Origin of the sequence: Paenibacillus lutrae, from assembly GCF_009757775.1 — a bacterium.
GTDB classification, from domain to species: domain Bacteria; phylum Bacillota; class Bacilli; order Paenibacillales; family NBRC-103111; genus Paenibacillus_F; species Paenibacillus_F lutrae.
Map to the genome: position 1 here is coordinate 58,607 of NZ_RHLK01000011.1, position 20,381 is coordinate 78,987.

Annotated in this window: 16 protein-coding genes; 12 read left to right on the plus strand and 4 right to left on the minus strand. The window is 47.3% G+C overall.

Annotated features, from left to right (window positions below; translation table 11 throughout):
* Positions 1-295 precede the first annotated feature (295 nt).
* Positions 296-4,081, plus strand: coding sequence for an S-layer homology domain-containing protein (locus EDM21_RS17360; protein WP_166542073.1), 3,786 nt, complete (start codon positions 296-298; stop codon positions 4,079-4,081).
* Positions 4,082-4,333: 252 nt separating this feature from the next.
* Here the strand turns inward: EDM21_RS17360 and EDM21_RS17365 are convergent, their stop codons facing one another.
* The gene (locus EDM21_RS17365; RefSeq protein ID WP_157337522.1) at positions 4,334-5,131 is read right to left on the minus strand and encodes a sensor domain-containing protein; all 798 of its coding nucleotides are present in this window, start codon (positions 5,129-5,131) and stop codon (positions 4,334-4,336) included.
* A 236-nt stretch (positions 5,132-5,367) separates the two neighbouring features.
* On the opposite strand from EDM21_RS17365, the gene EDM21_RS17370 reads away from it, so the two are divergent.
* Both EDM21_RS17370 and speE read left to right on the plus strand, forming a co-directional pair.
* A complete protein-coding gene (locus EDM21_RS17370) occupies positions 5,368-6,633 on the plus strand; it encodes a saccharopine dehydrogenase NADP-binding domain-containing protein (RefSeq protein ID WP_338044013.1) in 1,266 nt (421 codons plus the stop codon).
* An 18-nt stretch (positions 6,634-6,651) separates the two neighbouring features.
* The gene (gene speE / locus EDM21_RS17375) at positions 6,652-7,536 is read left to right on the plus strand and encodes a polyamine aminopropyltransferase (protein WP_157337524.1); all 885 of its coding nucleotides are present in this window, start codon (positions 6,652-6,654) and stop codon (positions 7,534-7,536) included.
* 170 nt (positions 7,537-7,706) lie between these two features.
* Here speE and EDM21_RS17380 read toward each other — a convergent pair whose 3' ends face one another.
* Together EDM21_RS17380 and EDM21_RS17385 are read right to left on the minus strand one after the other, a co-directional pair.
* Entirely contained in the window at positions 7,707-8,972 is a 1,266-nt protein-coding gene (locus tag EDM21_RS17380; protein WP_157337526.1) for a sensor histidine kinase, read from the minus strand.
* A complete protein-coding gene (locus tag EDM21_RS17385; RefSeq protein ID WP_157337528.1) occupies positions 8,972-9,649 on the minus strand; it encodes a response regulator transcription factor in 678 nt (225 codons plus the stop codon). The genes EDM21_RS17380 and EDM21_RS17385 overlap by 1 nt, the downstream gene beginning before the upstream one ends.
* Positions 9,650-9,895: 246 nt before the next feature.
* Here EDM21_RS17385 and EDM21_RS17390 point away from each other — a divergent pair, with 246 nt between their 5' ends.
* The 4 genes from EDM21_RS17390 to EDM21_RS17405 all read left to right on the plus strand — a co-directional run bounded on the left by EDM21_RS17390 (position 9,896) and on the right by EDM21_RS17405 (position 14,155).
* The gene (locus tag EDM21_RS17390) at positions 9,896-10,639 is read left to right on the plus strand and encodes a polyphosphate polymerase domain-containing protein (RefSeq protein WP_157337530.1); all 744 of its coding nucleotides are present in this window, start codon (positions 9,896-9,898) and stop codon (positions 10,637-10,639) included.
* Positions 10,632-11,315: a DUF4956 domain-containing protein gene (locus tag EDM21_RS17395; RefSeq protein ID WP_157337532.1), complete on the plus strand. Its 684-nt coding sequence runs from the start codon at positions 10,632-10,634 to the stop codon at positions 11,313-11,315. Before EDM21_RS17390 ends, EDM21_RS17395 begins: the two co-directional genes overlap by 8 nt.
* A gap of 23 nt (positions 11,316-11,338) precedes the next feature.
* Entirely contained in the window at positions 11,339-13,372 is a 2,034-nt protein-coding gene (locus EDM21_RS17400; RefSeq protein WP_157337533.1) for a carbohydrate-binding domain-containing protein, read from the plus strand.
* A gap of 309 nt (positions 13,373-13,681) precedes the next feature.
* Positions 13,682-14,155, plus strand: coding sequence for an SRPBCC family protein (locus EDM21_RS17405; protein WP_157337535.1), 474 nt, complete (start codon positions 13,682-13,684; stop codon positions 14,153-14,155).
* Positions 14,156-14,439: 284 nt separating this feature from the next.
* On the opposite strand, the gene EDM21_RS17410 is transcribed toward EDM21_RS17405, so the two are convergent.
* Positions 14,440-15,348, minus strand: coding sequence for a hypothetical protein (locus tag EDM21_RS17410; RefSeq protein ID WP_157337537.1), 909 nt, complete (start codon positions 15,346-15,348; stop codon positions 14,440-14,442).
* 584 nt (positions 15,349-15,932) lie between these two features.
* Between EDM21_RS17410 and EDM21_RS17415 the strand changes: the two genes are divergently transcribed.
* The 5 genes from EDM21_RS17415 to msrA all read left to right on the plus strand — a co-directional run bounded on the left by EDM21_RS17415 (position 15,933) and on the right by msrA (position 20,173).
* A complete protein-coding gene (locus tag EDM21_RS17415) occupies positions 15,933-16,982 on the plus strand; it encodes a hypothetical protein (protein WP_157337539.1) in 1,050 nt (349 codons plus the stop codon).
* Positions 16,983-17,133: 151 nt separating this feature from the next.
* Positions 17,134-17,910, plus strand: coding sequence for an amino acid ABC transporter substrate-binding protein (locus tag EDM21_RS17420; RefSeq protein WP_157337541.1), 777 nt, complete (start codon positions 17,134-17,136; stop codon positions 17,908-17,910).
* A 73-nt stretch (positions 17,911-17,983) separates the two neighbouring features.
* Positions 17,984-18,643 carry an amino acid ABC transporter permease gene (locus EDM21_RS17425; protein ID WP_068777158.1) on the plus strand — a complete coding sequence of 220 codons (660 nt, stop codon included), beginning with the start codon at positions 17,984-17,986 and terminating at the stop codon, positions 18,641-18,643.
* A 13-nt stretch (positions 18,644-18,656) separates the two neighbouring features.
* Entirely contained in the window at positions 18,657-19,403 is a 747-nt protein-coding gene (locus EDM21_RS17430; protein WP_338044007.1) for an amino acid ABC transporter ATP-binding protein, read from the plus strand.
* Between the two features lie 92 nt (positions 19,404-19,495).
* Positions 19,496-20,173, plus strand: coding sequence for a peptide-methionine (S)-S-oxide reductase MsrA (gene msrA, locus EDM21_RS17435; RefSeq protein ID WP_157337545.1), 678 nt, complete (start codon positions 19,496-19,498; stop codon positions 20,171-20,173).
* The last annotated feature ends 208 nt before the right edge of the window (positions 20,174-20,381 follow it).

Genomic DNA, 20,381 nt, shown 5'->3' on the forward strand with positions numbered 1-20,381 from the left:
GCGGTTCGCCTCCACCTGTAAACCCTGACCGTAAGAGGTCGGGGTTTTTCATTCTCTAGAATTTTATAACGTCACTTACATGCCAACGATTAAATATACAAATTTGTCACGTGACAATATAAATGACAGCAGTAACTATTCTGTAAAATGACGTAATTATATAATAGTTAAGTTATAATCGATAAGTGTGATTAATAATAGGCCACAGGGATAGTTAGTATGAAATAATAGGCTGATAGCGAAAGAATATTACAAAAAAATGGTGCATTTATGTTATTTAAATGGGGGAGTAATAATGAAAGAAAGAGTTCTCATTCTATTCATGACTATTGTAATGGTATTCACGCTAGTCACACCCGGGTTGGTACCAGGAGCTGAAGCGGCAGGGGGCACAGTTACAAAGTCCTATACAGCCACTGCCGATATAATGGAATTTCTTCTCTCTTCCCAGGAACATCCGAATGTTGTATATCGTCCCGAGCTGGTCGTTACGTATGAGACCGGACCTGCAAATAATCCTCCTGCGGGTTCCTTTACGATAGCTGAAGGAGCGGCGACAAGCGCTAGCACCGTTAATCTGTCGATAACAGGATCAGATCCTGATGCAGGGGATAGCGTCACCCATATGAGATTTGCGGATAGCGCTGCTAATTTATCAGCGGCATCTTGGCTGCCTTTCAGCAATACAGCTACATTCAGTTTAGCTGGGGGAGATGGATCAAAGACCATATATATGCAGGTAAGGGATTCTAACAATGCGATCTCGGCGAATTCTTCTCAGACTATTTTGTTGGATCAGACCGCACCAACAGGTGCACTCATCATTAATGATGGTGCCTCATGGACGAAATTACTCACGGTCAGCACAGTTACGCCTCTATTTAACGAAGGCAGCGGATTGCTCAATGGGAGCCCATATTCCAGTGGTACAACTATCACGCAGGATGAAGCGTATACTCTGTCCGTTACTGATTCGGCAGGCAATGATGCGATAGTGAGCTTCAGGATTGATACGACGTTACCTATCGTGGTGGGAGTAGTAAACGGAAAGATATACAACAGCAACAAAAGGATTGCTTTTAACGAAGGAACGGCGACCTTAAACGGAGCTGCTTTTGTTAGTGGTACAGAGGTTTCTCAAGATGGAGCTTACACACTTGTCGTAACGGATGCGGCAGGCAATGTAACGACGGTAACTTTTACGATCGACAAGACAGCACCTATCGTAACAGGGGTAACCAACGGCAAGAGTTATAAAGAGCAACTGACTGTCAGTTTTAACGAAGGAACAGCGACATTGAATGGTGCTGCTTATATAAGCGGCACGGAGATTGATAAGGATGGTGTGTATACGCTTGTTGTAAGGGATGCGGCTGGCAATGCAGCAACCATTAACTTTGAGATCGACAATGTCGGACCGGCTGTTACGGGAGTAACGGATGGCGGGGTGTATAAGTCGGTAACTCCCGGTTTCAACGAAGGAACGGCGAAGTTGAATGGGACCGCTTATGTAAGCGGTACAGAGATTGATCAAGATGGTACGTATACGTTGGTTGTAACGGATGCAGCAGGCAATGCAACAACCGTTAAGTTTGAGATCGACAATGTCGGACCGGCTGTTACGGGAGTAACGAAGGGTGGAGTGTATAAGTCGGTGACCCCGGTATTCACGGAAGGAACCGCGACATTGAATGGTGCTGCTTATATAAGCGGTACAGAGATTACCCAGGATGGTACGTACACGCTGGTTGTAACGGATGCGGCAGGCAATGCAGCAACCGTTAAGTTTGAGATCGACAATGTTGGACCGGCTGTTACGGGAGTAACGGAGGGTGGAGTGTATAAGTCGGTGACCCCGGTATTCACGGAAGGAACCGCGGAGTTGAATGGTGCTGCCTATATAAGCGGTACAGAGATTGATCAAGATGGTACGTATACGTTGGTTGTAACGGATGCAGCAGGCAATGCAACAACCGTTAAGTTTGAGATCGACAATGTTGGACCGGCTGTTACGGGAGTAACGGAGGGTGGAGTGTATAAGTCGGTGACCCCGGTATTCACGGAAGGAACCGCGGAGTTGAATGGTGCTGCCTATATAAGCGGTACAGAGATTGATCAAGATGGTGCGTACACGCTGGTTGTAACGGATGCAGCAGGCAATGCAACAACTATTCCATTCCAAATCGATGCAACCGCGCCAACGGGTACGGTAATCATTCAAGCGGGTGCAGAATGGACGAATGCGACGGACGTAACGCTCACTTTGACTAGCAGCGACGGAAATAATGGCAGCGGCATAGTAGAGATGCGCTTATCGAGCGACGGAAGTGACTGGGGAAGCTGGGAGCCAGCAGCGCTAACCAGGGCTTGGAGTCTTGCAGCGGGTGACGGTGAGAAGACGGTATATATACAGTTTAAAGACAAGGTTGGCAATGTAAGTGGAACAATTGATGATGTTATTAAACTGGATCAAACGATTCCTACAGGAACAATCGTCATAAACAGTGGTGCGGCCACGACAAGCGGTAAGTTAGTGACCTTAACCTTGACTTCTTCAGATGGTACAGGCAGCGGCGTTACCGAAATGCGTTTTTCCGAAGATAATCTAACATGGTGGGATTGGGAGAACGTATTGCCTACGAAAAATTGGAACTTTACGGGCAGCCCGGGATTAAAGAATCTTTACGTCCAACTCCGGGATGCTGCGGGTAATGTCAGTGTGGCAAACCTGGCTTCAATTACCTACCAGGAAAGCTCTGCTGGATCTAACGCTGGATCTAACACTGGTTCTAACAGCGGCACTCCTGGAAGTTCAGGGAGCACAGATATCGCTCCTAATGTTGATGTTGTCATTAGAACGGGGAGCAAGTCAGAGAATGCAGCTAAAGTTGATGTTAAAATGGTAGAAGGAAAAAAGGTGACAACGGTCTTCCTGGAAGATGCTCAACTTAAAGAAATGCTGAATGAATCGGGGAACAAACCGGTTATTACCGTTACGGTTCGTAATAATTCCGATACCGTCAATTGGGAGATGGATGCTGCACTCCTGCAAAGCTTAGAGAACAAACATGCCATTATTCAAGTGTACACAGAAAATGTCGTATATACACTTCCCACAGATGAAATTAGCGCTAATAAATGGCGTAACCAATTAGGAACCGATATCCCTTTGAAGGATATGAAGATCAAGGTAGAAGTGATTAATCTTCCTAAGTCGGCATTTGTATTCAAGAATTCGGGTGATGGACAGGTTTTACTTGTCGCCCCCCCGGTAAGTTTTTCTATAAAAGGGTTGTACGGGAACAAAGAAATAGAACTCAATCAATTCGATACTTTTGTAGAAAGGCACCTTGTAATACCCGCAGGGATAGATCCTACACGTATTACGACGGGAGTAAAGCTTATGTCGGATGGTACGATTATTCATATCCCGACGAAGGTAGTACGTGAAGGAGGGCGTGATTACGCTATCCTTAATAGTATGACCAATAGCATTTATGGACTTATTTATAATAAAAAAACCATGAGTAATGTATCCAAACATTGGGCTGGAGAAAGTATCAATGATTTAGCATCAAGACTGGTCGTTAATGGAGCAGACGAGCAGCGGTTTTTACCGGATAGCGAAATTACGCGCGCAGAGTTTATGGCGATTAGTATTAGAGCATTAGGCTTAAGCTCAGCTAACAAGACGTTTGATTTCAAGGATGTAGAGGAGGAAGCATGGTATCATCAAGCCGTTCAGATCGGATATTCTTATGGGCTGGTCGATGGACATAAAGATGGTTCCTTCAAACCTGATGAGAAGATTACCAGACAGGAAGCGATGGTTATTCTATCTAGGGCAATGAGGCTTGTGAAGCTGCATAAGGAGATAGACGATACGAAGCAGCAAGAACTCGTCAACAATTTCGCAGATAGCGAACAATTGGCCTCTTGGGCTCGCCAAGCCGCAGCGTTAACCATTGAAATCGGTATTTTCGGCGGTTCCAATGGAGAACTGCGTCCTCTGCAAAATATTACGAGGGCAGAAACCGCAGCAATTATTCAGCGATTCCTTCAAAAAGCGGAATTCATTTAATAATTAGGTAGTATAAGTATGGCGAATTGCGGATTTGCTACACCGCGGTTCGCCTCTATACAGAGAAGGGGCTGTCTCAAAAGGGTAAAACCTGAGTGAAACAATCCCATAATATGTGCAAAAGAACCTTCAAAACCACTATATAAGTGGATCTGAAGGTTCTTTTTAACAGAATATCACGTGTAAAGTGGGACTGAATTTTCTTGGGACCCGTCGTAAGATACGAGGTCTATTATACTCACGGTCATTCAGTTAAAGCTCTCTATAGGCTGGCTGCATCGTCCTCGTCCCTTGAGTGGGCTGACCCTCTTGGTACTCATAATATTGCGACTGAACCGACGCATGTAGTTGTGCTTCCACGGACACGGACCGCTGTTGATAGGGCTCATCCACATACATGATTCTGCGCTGAATTTGCATGAGTCCAGTCACGACGCGAAGCGCGATCCAATACAGGACAAGGCCAACGCCTACGTACAACATATACTGCTGATTATAGGTCCAATCGATATGGAAATAATTAAACAAGCTATTCTCTAGAATATCAAGCTGAATTTCATTCATCAAAATGATATGTACGACCGGAAGAGCAATAAATCCTAGTCCTAGTGAAATTGCCGTTACCATAACAACAAAGAATACAATGCCTGTTACAAATCTTAGTACTACAAGCAGCAGGTTTCGAATGAACAGCCCACCGTCAAAATCTCTCACCATTCGCTTCAACCAGTTCTGCCCAGCCTCAGACTGTTGATTGGAGGGATACGAAACAGGCGGATTCGGTAAACCTAAAATTTGTCTAATCATGCTCTGTTCAAAATTCACAATGCCATTCAACAGTTTAGCTACTCCAAAAAACAGCGGTATCCCGATAAATAGTGGAGTTAAACCGATGGATAGGGCAAGTCCAGTTATCGCTACTGTAAAATAGATAATTCCTAGTGGGAGAGACAGCAATAAATAGAGAATCGTTGCATAGGTTTTTGGATTAAAAAGCACCCAGTTCACCTTACCGTTTGGCGCCTTTGCAGGTGCTTTAGTTGCTTTCATATTCAAACGCTCCTTTTGCTTCATAAGTCATGCTCTGAGTTATAAATCCATTATATCCGCCTTATTTGCCCGGCATAACCGTCTTAGGGGGTGTCTGAACCTAGACTTAAGACCAGGATTGGTCCTGTTTACGGCATCAGACGGTGGCAGTATCAATGAGAAAAATAGATTCTATTAATAGGTTATGGATGGGATCGGCTTCTATTAACCATGAATATCTTGGTCTAAAGGAGTTGATATATTTGGTCAATCATAAAATTACCCTTAGTATTCTTGGCAGCGCCGGAGGGGTGGCTAAATCTATTCTAGCTATATTAGATAAAGCGTTTCAAAACGTTCATGATCCCATCCATTCATTTATTAGCAGCGTTACCCTTCATCTGGTCGATCAGAGGCAAAAAGATATGGAATATTACGAACAGTTCGTTCCTCATTTGAAACCCTCGATTACACTGCATCAATTGGATTTAAACGATTTAAAACGGTTCCGGCAGCATTTAAACCATACGCAGACAAGGATTGTTATCGATGTATCTTGGGCTGACACGGTTGACATGCTTGATTGTTGTAATGAGTTGGGCGTGCAGTATATCAATACCGCCTTAGAAAATACGATGGTGGACGAGAAGGAAGATCTTGAAGGGTTTACGTTATTGGAAAGGTACCGTATTTTCGAGGAAAACAGAGGGCGGTTTACCAATACGAAGGCGATTATCGGTTCCGGAATGAATCCCGGCGTAGTGCAATGGATGGTCATGCACCTGCTGAAGCAAACTCCAGAAGAAATTCCGCTCGGTTGTTACATTGTTGAGCATGACAATTCATTTTACACGGATCCTTCGCTCATTCAGCAAAAGACGGTTTATACGACGTGGTCTCCCGAATGTTTCCTGGATGAGGCCATATTAAATTATCCTATGTTCGTAAAACAGCATATGCCTCTCATTCTCTATAACGCCGTGTATGAGCTGGAATTTAAAGTGGTGCTCGGAAACAAACAGTTTTACGGGTGTCTGATGCCGCATGAAGAGGTTCTTACTCTTGGAAAAGCTTATGATATGGAAGTTGGTTTTCTTTATCGGGTGAATGACTATACGACGGATCTGATCCGTGCCAATCTCGGTAATGCCCAGGATCTCTGGGATTGGAATAATAAGGTTCTGGATCCGCTGGATGCCGAGATAAATGGAGAAGATCTGGTAGGCGTACTTCTCGTCTATAAGGATAAGGAACGGTTTATGTATAACGCTATGAGCAATAGAAGTGTATTTTCCGAATATAAAACGAATGCCACGTATTTTCAGGTAGCCTGCGGTATTTATGGAGCCTTATCCGCTCTGCTGCTGGATGATATTCCTAATGGCATTTACTTTGTAGATGAGCTGCTGCTTCAGACGGATACGGAGTATGGCAAATACGTTTCTTTTTATATGAAAGACTTTGTTACAGGGGAGAATAACAGTTCCGACGGTCTATTACTAAATAGACTGAAAAGAAGATGATTCGGTGGAGATGATAGAATGAAGGATAACAGGTATTCATTAACGGGCTATCACAAAGAAACCAATGAAGAGCTGTGGCTGTGGGACGATCTCCCCGAGCTTGATATGGAGATTGGATATAAAGTCGGAGCGCTGCTCCATTACGAACAATCACCCTTTCAAGAGATTAGCATGATTGAAACGAAGGCCTTCGGACGTATGCTTGTTCTGGACGGGACCCCTCAAGTTACCGCCAAAGACGGATTTATTTATAACGAGATGATTACACATGTTGCGATGGCTACACACCCTAAACCCACCAAAGTTGCCATGATCGGAGGCGGCGATTGCGGGCCGGCCCGTGAGGCGCTGAAATATAAAGATGTGCAGCAGATAGATGTAGTGGAAATCGACCCGCGGGTTATTGAAGTATGCCGGACCTGGATGACGCAAGAGACTGACTATGATCGGGACGGGCGTATTCATACGGTAATAAAAGACGGATACAAGTGGATTCAGGAGCAGAAAAACCAATACGATGTGCTTCTAGTGGATCGTTCAGACCCTTATGGACCCGCAATTAGTCTGTACAAGCGACCATTCTATCAGTACGTTTACGATAGTTTGACAGACGACGGTATAGCGGTATTTCAGTCAGGTTCACCCTATTACAATTCGGATATTTTAAAGAAAACGATTGGCAGCGTGAAAAAACTGTTCCCGATTGTACACACGTATTTATGTTCTATTCCTTCGTTTCCGGGCGGGATATGGAGCTTTACGATTGCCTCCAAGAAGTGGGATCCCCTGAAGGCGGATTTGAATGGTTTGCAGTGGCAGGAAGCGAAATATATAACTCCTGAAGTATTCCGTGCTTCTTTTATATTACCAGGCTATATACGAAGTAAGTTGGAAGAAAAGTGAGAACTACACCCGAATGCAAGGGGATGCAGAGGCAGTTAACCGGAGGCATCAGGTGGTGAATGAATATGAAACACCGGGGTTTAGCTCCATATATAGCAGAGGACCTAACCTTGCGGTTGGGTCCTCTTGTTGTTAGAGCTGCTAAATTATTTTAGTTTGAAAGCCTCCGTTTACATATGAACGGGCAGCTCAACGAAGAAGGAAACCTGCTCATTCTTCACGCTTTTCGCATAGATGGTTCCCTTATGCTGTTCAATAATAGCCTTAGCGATTGCTAGTCCGAGGCCATAGCCGCCTTGACCGCGGGTACGGGATGAATCCGTACGGTAGAATCGGTCAAAGATTTTCTCCAAGTGCTCTTCAGAGATCCCTTTTCCCGTATTGGTGACGGTTAGGACCAGGTTCTGGTGGCGCTTGTTCAGCGTAAGATCGACCGACCCGCCGGACTCCGTATATTTCATTGCATTGTCCAGCAGGATCATGACGACTTGCTTGACCTGCTCGATGCTGCCGCGCGCTGTCAATCCAGGCTCGATCTCATAGGTGAGGTGGATATCCTGCTCATAAATAACGGCTTCCATAGTAAGGACTACTTGTTCTACAGCCTCGCTTACTTCAAAAGGCGCCATCATCACACCGGTATCGATTTGATCGATTTGCGCTAAATATAATAGGTCATTCGTAAGTTTTCCCATCCGTTCCGACTCGGATTTAATAAACGTAAGCCATTTTGTCTGATTTTTGATGAGGTCGTCTTCATGAGCCAGCAGTACATCTACGTTGGTGTTGATCACGGTAAGAGGGGTTTTGAGTTCATGTGAAGCATCGGCAATAAATTGTTTTTGCCTGTTGAATGCCTCCTGTACCGGCCCGATCGAACGATTGGCGAAGAAACGGCTGATGAAGAAAATGATCACAAGCATAATGGAAGCCACGGCTAGGAATGCATAGATCAAGTTGGTCAAAAAAGCTTGCTGGGAAGTAACGTCGAGAAAGGAGATCACATAGCCGTCGGGAACGGTCTGCACAGCATAGGCCCAGTGGTGATCATCCAGCTTGAGCTTTCCCTGCTGCTTATTTTTGGCTAAGGCAGCGGTTTTAATCTCCTCATAGAATTCGGCGGTCATATCAAAGCGGGATGATAGGGTTAGGATCGTGCCCTGCTTGTCCGTGACAAGAGCAAAGGATGCGGAACGAAACGGAGGCGACGTTCCTTTGTTATCCGCCCCAGGCTCCTGAGGAGCCGTGTTAGGTCTGAACGGAGCGGATTTCCCTGCCGGCTTGCGCGAATCCGATTCCCGGTGCAGCTCCATATCGATATCACGGCTAATGTTCTGATCCATAATGATATAAATCGAACTGAATGCGATAAGCATCATAACCGAGATGATAATCATATTCAGGAGGAGGAATTTATTTCGCAGCTTGTTGAACATTACGCTTTCACCTCTAGCATATAGCCGACTCCCCGAATGGTGCTTATTCCTACAGCTGAATTCAGGTGGACGAGTTTTTTTCTCAAAAACGAAACGTAAACTTCCACGTTATTATGCTCCGCCTCGGCATCAAAGCCCCATAGTTTCTCAATGATTAATTCCTTAGGCGTAACCGCCTGTTTCCTCATAATGAAGAGCTGCAGCAGCTCGCTTTCTTTCAAAATAAGCTTAATTTCCTTGCCTCGGCATGAGAGCTTCAGTGTCGCCGTATTCAGCTCGATATCGCCATACTGCAGGGCGTTGTCCGGAACAACTTCGCCCTTGCGGCGGAGTGCGGCGCGTATGCGGGCCAGCAATTCTTCTGTAACGAACGGCTTGGCTATATAATCGTCGGCTCCGTAATCGAGCCCGGATACTTTGTCCTCTGTCTCGCCCCTGGCTGTCAGAAGGATAACCGGCGTAGCGATTCCCTCTTGGCGGATCGTCTGCAGCAGAGCGAGTCCGCTCATTCCGGGGAGCATAATATCGAGCAGCAGCAGATCATAGATGCCGCTTTGCGCATAATCCAGGCCCGAGCTGCCGTCATGGACGACATCAACGGAATAGTGCTGCTTCCGAAGGATATGGGCGAGAGCTTCCGCTAAATGAGTTTCGTCTTCAACGATTAGGATTCTCATGGTTTCTGATTCCATCCTTCCCGCTAACAGCGGTTGTAGTAGGACTATTATAGCATTCCGCACCTTTAATGAACCTTAAATGGAACGTTTGACGGCTTGCCTTATGATTCGGATCTAAGGAGCCCATTACCCCTATGGCTAGGGCTTTTTTCCCTTTTGAGAGATGTCTGAAAAGTATTTAAGGTTCGTTAAAGGTTCACGTCCTAAGATGGAGCCATCCAAGACAGACAGGAAGGAGCAAGTAGGATGACCATTGAGGTGTTTAACCGGTATGAGAACAAATATCTGCTGGATGACACAAGCTTCCGCATGATTCATGAGAAGCTGCTTGCATACATGGAACTCGATGAATATAACCGGAAGCATACGTTTTATTCCATTAGTAACCTCTACTACGATACGAGGGACCATGCTTTAATCCGGAATTCCTTGCTCAAGCCCAAGTATAAAGAGAAGCTTAGGCTTCGTGCATACGGGGTTCCTCAGCCCGGAGCCAAGGTATATATGGAGATCAAGAAGAAGGTACATGGCCTCGTGAACAAGCGGAGGACGGCTCTGAGGACAGATGAAGCTTATGAATTTGTCCGCACGGGCGTCAAACCGGAACTCGCAAGCTACATGAATAAGCAAGTATTGAGCGAAATCGAATACTTCCTTCAGCGATACGCTTTGGAGCCGAAAGTGTACTTGGCGTATGACCGGATTGCGATGTTCAGTAAAGAGAGCCGGGATTTGCGGATTACGTTCGACTGTAATATAAGATCGAGGCGATCCGATTTGATGCTGGAGAGCGGTAACCATGGTGAGCCGCTGCTCGGCGCCGGACAGTGGCTGATGGAGGTCAAAGCGGAGAAGACCATTCCCGTCTGGCTGGCCCGTCTGTTGTCGGAACACAGCATGTTTCGGACGAGTTTCTCGAAGTACGGCAATGAATATAGAAAAATGCGCATGCAGCAACAACATCCGGAGGGAGAACGTATATATGCTTGAATCTTTATTCTCGGCAACAACAACCAACGCATCTTTAACCTTCAGTCACTCGCTCTTGACGATTGTGGTTTCATTCTTGTTAGGCGGAATCATCAGTATCACTTATATGAAAACCAGCAAACAAACGTATTCGCAGAATTTCGCGCTCACGATGATTCTGATTCCTTCTATCATTGCGATTATTATTCTGCTGATCGGTAACAACATTGCCAGAGCTTTTAGCCTAGCCGGAGCATTCTCTATTATCCGCTTCCGCAGCGCACCCGGAGATCCGAAGGATATCGCTTTTGTTCTGTTTACGATGGCCACGGGTCTTGCCTGCGGTGTCGGTGTTTACGGATATGCCATTATGTTTACCTTGATTCTATGTACATTGATGATCGTGCTCCACAAATTCAAATTCGGCGCCCAAAAAACCACTCAGAAATTGCTGAAAATAACGGTGCCGGAAGATTTGGCGTATGAGGAAGCTTTCCTTGAGGTTTTCAGACAATTCCAAGTCGATCATGAGCTGAAAAAGGTCAAAACGACCGAGTTAGGCAGTCTCTTCGAACTCGTATATGCGATTACTATAGATCCGGCTGCGAGCCAGAAGGATTTGATCGATGCCCTCAGGTGCAGGAACGGGAATTTAACTATTACTCTTACCATGAACCCGCAAGCTTCGGATTATTAAACCATGAGGAGGATGGAATGACGATGAACAATAAACATACAAATACAAAGAAGATTAGGCTGTTGGCTCTCTTGTGCGCAGTGGTGCTGCCGGCTTGTCAGAGCCAGGGGGCTGCTCCGGCTAGCACTCCCTCAGCTTCACCAGCGGCCGCGCAAGCCCAAGTTTTAGCCGAGCCGGTCCCTGTGTCCTACAGCAAGGATGACGAGAACATCGACTGGAAGGCGGCGAGTCCTAACTATATTGAGCTGAGCGCGGCAGGCGCCGACATTAAGGGAGCCGGAGCAGCGGCAAAGGATCGTACTTTGACGATTAATGCAGCAGGCACCTATGTATTAAGCGGCATATGGGATGGAGGCCAGATTGTTGTCGATGCGCCCAAAGAAGACAAGGTCTGGCTGGTTCTGAACGGTGTAGAAATTACGAGCAAAGTAAGTGCGGCGATCTATGTGAAGCAAGCGGATAAAACCATTGTTACGCTTCAGGAAGGCACCAAGAACACTGTAACAGATGCGGCCAAGTATACGGTGGTGGATTCCTCTACGGATGAGCCGAATGCGGCGATTTATAGCAAAGACGACCTCACCATTAACGGAACCGGCGCTTTGACCGTCCGCGGTAATTACAATAATGGAGTGACGAGCAAAGATGACCTTCGGATTACCGGAGGGGCAATTACGGTATCTGCTGCCGATGACGGGATTATGGGAAAAGATCTGGTAGCGTTCAAGGCAGGTACAATCTTGATTGAAGCTGCGGGAGACGGAATCAAATCGACCAATGACACGGAAGCAGCCAAAGGAATCATCCATGTAGACGGAGGAACGTTCCAGATTAAAGCGGGCAAAGATGGCATGCAGGCGGCAGCCTCTGTGCAAGTGAACGGCGGTACGTTCGCGATTTCCTCCGGCGGCGGGAGCGCGAGCGCTGCTGCGAAGAGTGAAGCGGGAGGCGGCATGAAAGGGGATATGCCGGGCGGAATGAAGGGCGGTTTCCCAGGTCAAGCAGAAGGCGGGGCACCTGGAGGAACGAACGGCGAAGGCGGGGCGCGAGCAGACAAGCCAGTCACATCGGAGGCGGCTAACCAGCCGAAGAGCAGCGCCCAGTCAGACGATGCGGCGGCGGAAACGGCCAGCGGCAAAGCTGTTAAAGCAGGTACGGCTATCGCGATTGCGAAGGGGACATTCAGCATCGACTCAGCGGATGATGCTATTCACAGCAACCAGAGCATTGCTATAGCCGGAGGGGATTTCTCTATCGCATCCGGGGATGACGGTATCCATGCGGATTCGTCGATTCTGATCAGCGGCGGCAAGATTCAGATTACCAAGAGCTATGAAGGGATCGAGAGCTCGGACATCACCCTCGCAGGCGGGGAGATTCATGTGACCGCGAGCGACGACGGGATTAATATCGGCGGCGGGGCGGATGGATCGTCGACGAATGGACGTGCCGGGCAGAATAAGTTGAATTCTTCCTCTGCCGGTAACAAGCTTACGATTACAGGCGGCAGTATATATGTGAATGCATCCGGTGACGGATTGGATTCCAACGGGTCCATTCTGATGTCAGGCGGAACCGTCTATGTGAACGGACCGACCATGAATGGCAACGGAGCGCTCGATTATGACGGGTCCTTCGAGCTAACCGGCGGTCTGCTGGTTGCAGCCGGCAGCGCGGGAATGGCGCAGGCGCCATCGGATTCCTCAACTCAATCGTCTATTCTTATGACCTACCCTCAAGCACAGAAGGCAGGGACGAAAGTCGAGCTGAAGGACAAGAACGGGAAAACCCTGGCAAGCTATACGCCTGAAAAGAGTTTTCAGACGATAGTCATAGGCTCGCCTGAACTCACAAAGGATACCGCTTACTCCTTGTATACCGGAGAAGCGAAGACGGTTGATTTCACTGCCTCCGGTGCAGTGACCTGGCTTAATGAGAACGGGGTAACTACGGCGAGAAGTTCCGGTCCGGGCGGATTCGGGGGAGGACCCGGAGGCGGCGGCAATCCGGGTGAGCCTGGCGGAAAACGCGGTCCTGCTGAAATGAGCAGGCCCTAGCACGGATATGCGCCAGCAGGTATAAGCAGCTTCATGCATTCAAGCAGGAACTAAAGAACCTTCATTCCACTTCAAGTGGTGTGGAGGTTCTTTTGGATTCCTCTATGAGAATGGATCATTGGGATTTGCCCGGCGGGGGCTGGAGCTGACCGGACATCGGGAGCAAGCAGGATTATTTAACCTGATTTTTGTTTATAAAAAGTATATTTACTAAATTCGATACCTTGCGGCAGAACCCGGCATCCGGATGAGTAAGCTAAGGCAAAGCAGGTGCACGGGAACTGGCAGGGATGCAGGAGGCTGAAGGGTGTGCCCGCTTATGCGTATCATTTTGAAACGAACTGGAAGTTTAATGCGGATATCCGGGAAGTCTGGGAGTTGATCGGCGGTACCGCGGATAACAATTGGTGGTCGGGGGTCAGTTCGGAGCCTATACATATGAGCTCGGACCCCAATGGAATCGGCAGCAAGTATAATTATGTTTTCCGTACGAAGCTTCCGTACAAGCTGGCTTTTATAGCTGAAGTGATAAGAAGAGAAGAACCGCAATACCTGGAAATAAAAGCGAGCGGGGAGCTGGAGGGCCAAGGCGCCTGGAGATTATCTCAGGAAGGCAGTGTGGCTCATGTCCAGTACATTTGGCAGGTAAATCCGAACAAGAGGTGGATGAATCTGCTCGGGCCGATTCTGAGGCCGGTATTTATATGGAACCACAGCAGGGTAATGAATGACGGAGCCAAAGGAATCGCTTCCACCCTTGGTGTGAAGCTGATTTCGTGCTAGCTGCCCAATTATTTCAGCAGTAACCAGAGCGACTTGTCCTTAGGGGAAAGGTCGGGCACGTGGTTCCCTTACAATAATAAGCATACGGGAACCGCTGGACAGGAAGCAGCAGATCCTGCATGTGTGCAAGCAAATACATGTGCGCAAGCACAAAGGATCCCGGATGCTGAATTTCAGCAACCGGGATCTTTTCAGCATAAATCTTATTAACTGGCGCATCTATGCCGTGAGTTTCTATACACGGACCGGAGTTTGAGTGAGGGGCGCTTCATTCCCCTCTTCACTTACTCTGCTTTGTAGTCATCTTTCGTATCGATCCGGATTGAATTGGCATCGGCATCCCACGTAACACCGATATTCATCAGTTCCGCAACGTCTCTAAGTTTGAAGTAGTTATTCCCATCAATATTGTATGCAATGAAAAACACTTCTAGTTCATCGAGATATACACTGGCTGACGTTTCCTGCACTTCCTTGCTTGCCGATCCTTCAGCAGCAGCCAGCTCTCCGCCTACTGGTGTATAAGCTTTATTAGGGGCCAGAGCAATTGCATTCTTGTCGGCATCCCAGCTGATTTCAAAGTTCTTTTCCGTGCCGTTTACCGATATCGCCAAATCCCGTAATTTAAAATAGTTGTTACCCTGGATATTGTAGGCCTCGAATGCCACATCTTTGCCGTTTACCAATACTTTGGCAGGTGTAGGAATCGCTGACACAGTCTCAGACATCGGCTCTTCCGTACCTGGAACCTCCGTACCCGGAACCTCCGTTCCCGCTTCGCCTCCAATTACTTGCAGTAGAATGGGAGCATTATCGTCCTTGTTTTCGCCTTGGAATACAGGGAAAATACCGTAATCCACTGCTTCTGTAAGCACCGCTGAGTTGTTGACGATATCTACGTATTCCAGGCTTTCATCGTCCACCCATTTGGCGATTGCCGTCTCTTCGGACAGTTCCCCATAGAAAGTCACCTTCACTGGGCCCGTCGCTAAATACTTGACCTCACCATAACTTACGTCCTCGATCATTGTTAATTCAACTACATTTGAAATGGTAACATAGCCGCCCAGCTTTGAATCAAAACGCATGACACGTCCCTCTTCGCTTGCAGCCAGCCCCGTGAATGATGCGAATAACGAAATGAACAAAGCAAGTACGGTCGTAACTGAAAGACGTTTGAAGCTTTTCTTCATCGGATAATCTCTCCTCATTTTTAAGTAACTAAATAATTAATATGGCTTACTAAGATTAAATCATATCGGACCCCTTTTCAATATATTGGTAACAACTATTTGTGTCATTATGACGTGAAGTTGAGTGATTTGGCGAAGAAGCGCGATTAAATGAATAGGGTGGCACATCCCGGTCCCATGGTTTAAAGAATTAAAAATTTCCATTGTATAGGAGGATATGTTAGGCGCATATTGCATTAGTTTCGATGTTATAATTATTATTAGTTCTTACAAATCTATTTAATACGTAAAGGTCATACTGGATAGAACCTTGAGATGAATCGGCTGCATATAGATGGCTGCGGAGTGCGGCTTCATGATCGAGATACCAGGCTATCGGACGGTAGGTGCCAGTCCTTTTTTATGATCCATTGGAGTGAAAAAGTATTGTAAAAAACCAGCCGATGGTGAATACTGATATTGGAAATATGATTTTTAAATGGAAAAAATCAATGAAAAAAATCCGGATTGCTGGAGCGTGACATCGAAGGAATAGTGTCTTACTCGCTTTATGTAACTATTAATGGTGTATGGGGGGCTGTGTAATGAAAGTTTTAAACGGCATCGAGTGTATATTTGACCAGTACTTATATGACGAGCATGGACTCAACTGTTTTTTGGCACCCAAATATTTAGCGACGCAAACATTTAACCAGGAATACCCCGATTTGTTTTATCTGTACTTCCATTTATTCTTCCACTACAATTTCAATCCCGCCGATCGCGACGTTCCTCCATTCTATCATCATGATTTGGATTCCATTGAATCTTATCTCCTCAGAGAAAAACTAGGATTAGAGACGGTCGACATTCATATAGAAGATAACCTGGTAGAGAAAATTGAAGAAAATTTAACCGAGGGATGGCCCGTATTCGTGCCTGTAAGCAAGAAAGCGATCTTCTATTGTGAAGAATATTTGAGGAATGACCATCCGCACCTTATTCTTGTAAAAGGCTATGACCGGGAAAGAAGCCGTTTTGTCATACAGGATGGCGAGCAGCTTGTTTCCTTAACGAACAGCAGGCCCTATCCGGCTCTGCGGACCAAGATCGGCGACGTGTGTTCCGAGTTCTACATGCTGTACGAGACTATGGAAAGCGGTTTCAATATGTATAGTGAATCCTTTGACTATATGAATGGAAGTATAAAAGCGATGAGAGCGGTAAGAGCGCCTGTGATAGATTCCAGTCTAAGCGCATTAATAGACATCTCGGATATGATACTGGAATTTGCAGGACAAGAGGAACACTTTATCCAGTCTAAACTTGAGTATCTTGCGCATAGCGATAACGAGTTAATCATGGCGTATATATCCAGTCAGAAAATCTTATTTAACATTCTCCTCCATTTTATTTCCAGGCATGATCATGACCCTTCCCATGTAGAGCAAATCCGAATCCTGATGAATGAATGCAGCGGCTTATGGAAAAAGCTCACGAATATCGTCGTGCTTAATGCAGGGAGGAAGAAGGCCGGACTTGGAAACTCCAGTTCTTCTATGATTACCAGTTTATCCGGGGAAATTATGGAAATGGAGATTAGGTTATTAAAAGATATAGCCAAGATCGGAGCGGCCTTGAAAACTCCGGTCTGAAGCGAGACTAGCCGGCTTCGCATGTCATTTGCCGTCTGCCCGTCCTCTAAATATCTCAGTAGCTATCGACCCATTTAAGAGAATGTGCTATTCTTGATAACGTGGTAACGCAATAAAGTAACCAAACTTATTCAAAGGTGGCCTCTTACAGATGAAACGTTTAGCATCAATGGTTCTAGTTGTGGCAGCAGCCCTCTCCATTTTCACGGGGTGCTCGTCCAAAGGAGCAGAGAATGGCAGCAAAGAGCTGGTCATTGGAATTGACGACAAATTTGCGCCGATGGGTTTCCGGGATGAGAAGAACGAAATCGTCGGTTTTGATATCGATTACGCCAAGGCGGCGGGTGAGAAGATGGGCCAGGCGGTTAAATTCCAACCAATCGACTGGAAGACCAAAGAGTCTGAGCTGAGCAGCGGACGAATCGATCTGATTTGGAACGGTTATACGATTACGGACGAGCGTAAAGGGAAAGTTCTTTTTACCAAACCTTATCTTAAAAATGCACAGGTTGTTGTTACGAAGAGTAATTCACCTGTGACGAAGCTGGATGATCTGGCGGGTAAAGTTGTAGGGCTCCAGTCCCTTTCTTCGGCTGCTGACGCGCTGAACGCGAATCCGGTTAAATCGAAGATCAAGTCCGTTACGGAATATGCGGATAATGTCCTCGCCTTGAGCGATTTGAAAATCGGCCGGGTGGAAGCGGTTGTCATTGATGAAGTCGTGATCAAGTATTACATGTCCAAGGATCAGGGGGCTTTTAAACTGCTGACTGATTCGCTGGCTCCTGAGGAATATGGAATCGGCGTGAAGAAGGGCAACGAGGCTCTGCTTCAGAAGCTGCAGAAAGCACTCGATGATATGAACCAGGACGGAACGGCTGCGAAGATTTCCGAGAAATGGTTCGGCGAGAATAAAGTATTGAAGTAATCAGAACTGAATGAAGATAAAACAAATCGGATTTCTTAATTGAAATCCCATTTTGTTTTTGGAGGAACTTTGTATGTCTGCAGATTATTGGAACACTATGGTCCTGCCTATGCTGGAAGGGGCCCAGATGACTGTCCTGCTGTTCTTGATTGCTATTGTGGTCTCGATACCGCTCGGATTCGGGCTTACACTGGCGGTCAAAAGCAGCAGCAAACCGGTCTCCTGGCTGGCCCACACCTATATTTATGTCATGCGCGGTACGCCGCTGCTGCTGCAATTGCTCATTATCTGCTTCGGGCTGCCCATGCTGCCCGTTGTCGGCGAATATCTGGTACTGGACCGATTTGCAGCGGCCTGTCTGGGATTCATCCTGAACTACGCCGCTTATTTCGCGGAAATCTTCCGCGGAGGATTGCTTGCTATCGACAAAGGGCAGTATGAGGCTTCTCAGGTGCTCGGTTTAAGCAAATGGCAGACTACTACGCGTATTATCCTGCCGCAGATGTTCCGGGTCGTACTGCCGGCAGTATCCAATGAATCCATCACGCTGATCAAGGATACCGCGCTGCTCTACGCGGTTGCGGTGCCGGAACTGCTGCACTTTGCGCAAACCGCAGTAAACCGTGACTTTACCATTGTCCCGTTCTTTATAGCGGGTATTATTTATCTGATTATGACCCTTCTATTGACCCTGCTGTTCAAATGGATGGAAAGAAGATTTAAATACGAATAAAGGAATGGCGCTTGTGGCTATTATTGAAGTCGATGGACTTACCAAATCATATGGAACCCTGGAAGTCTTGAAGAAAATGACGTTCGACGTCCATAAGAATGATGTCGTTGCGGTGATCGGGCCATCCGGGTCAGGCAAAAGCACGATGCTCCGCAGCTTGGTTCACCTCGAAGAAATTAATGGCGGCAGCATCCGGGTGTCCGGTGAGTATCTGGTCCAGAACGGACTCTACTCCAAGCCGGGAGAAATCAAGAGAATCACCTCCAAGATGGGGATGGTGTTCCAGCATTTCAATCTCTTTCCCCACCTGACGGTAAAAGAAAACCTGGAGCTCGCCCCCAAAGTCGTAAAAGGCGAGACAGGTGCGGAAATCAGCCGCAGAAGCGCCGAGCTGCTGGAGAAGGTAGGCCTCGGAGGACGGGCGTCCGAGTATCCGTCCAGGCTGTCGGGCGGCCAGAAGCAGCGGGTTGCGATTGCCCGGGCGCTGATGATGAACCCGGATATCCTGCTCTTCGATGAACCGACATCCGCACTTGACCCCGAACTGACGGGCGAGGTGCTGCAGGTCATGAAGAAGCTCGCAGAGGAGCATATGACGATGATCGTCGTGACTCACGAAATGGGATTTGCCCGAGAGGTGGCTAACCGGGTGATGTTCATGGATCACGGGGAGATAATCGAATCGGGCCATCCGGAGCAGCTCTTTACGAATCCCCAGTTCGATCGGACGAAGGCTTTTCTTAACCGGAGCTTTAAATAGTTCTTCTTTATAAAGCGGCTATAACAGGCATCTTGCATGACAAGGTGTCTGTTTGTTTATGTTAAGATATTGAGGAAGGAGGCTGTGAAACGATGGGTAATGAGACCAGGATGCCTGATTCACCAGTGCCTTCTGCCAAAGGGGGCAACCTCCAGACCGCAACGTTTGGTATGGGCTGCTTTTGGAGCCCGGAAGCCTTGTTCGGGCATTTGCCGGGTGTGGTTAGAACCCGTACAGGCTATGCGGGCGGCACCCTATCGGATCCTTCTTACCGTAAGATGGGGGATCATTCGGAGACGGTTCAAATTGACTTTGATCCGGATGAAATCACTTTCGGGGAAATCTTAGAGATTTTCTGGAGCAGTCACAACCCGGTTAACATAAACGATTACAAGGGACGGCAGTACATGTCCCTGCTCCTTTATCATGATGAGGGGCAGCACCGAGAGATCCGGCACGTTATTCAAAAGCGGGCTGCACTGGGTAAAGGAAAGCCGGAGACGGAGATCGCCCCGTATTCCCGCTGGTACCTTGCCGAGGAGAGACATCAGAAGTATTATCTCCAAAGATACCCGGACGCCGTGGATAAGCTGCATGTCCTGTACCCCTCGGGTAATGAATGGATGAACTCGGCGCTGGCAGCCCGCTTGAACGGACTGGCCAAGGGATATACGAACCTGGAGCGTATTATACAAGAAATTCAGAGCGGACCGTTCAGCCACGCGCACAAGGAGACGGTGATCGGACTTATCCGGCAAATCCGGTGGTAGCCGTAAGTCCCCGGGGGCAGAATGCAGAATAGCCCGTAAAGCGGACAAGAGCGGCAGTTTGATACGCAGTCAGGCGCAAGAGGCCGTATGCTTGGCGAATAACAGGCAGGTAAGCCCCGCATGACAGGCCGGTAAGCCCCGCATGACAGTCCAGGTAAGTCATCCGCATGACAGGCAGGTAAGCTGATTCGACGACGTTGTTGCAGGA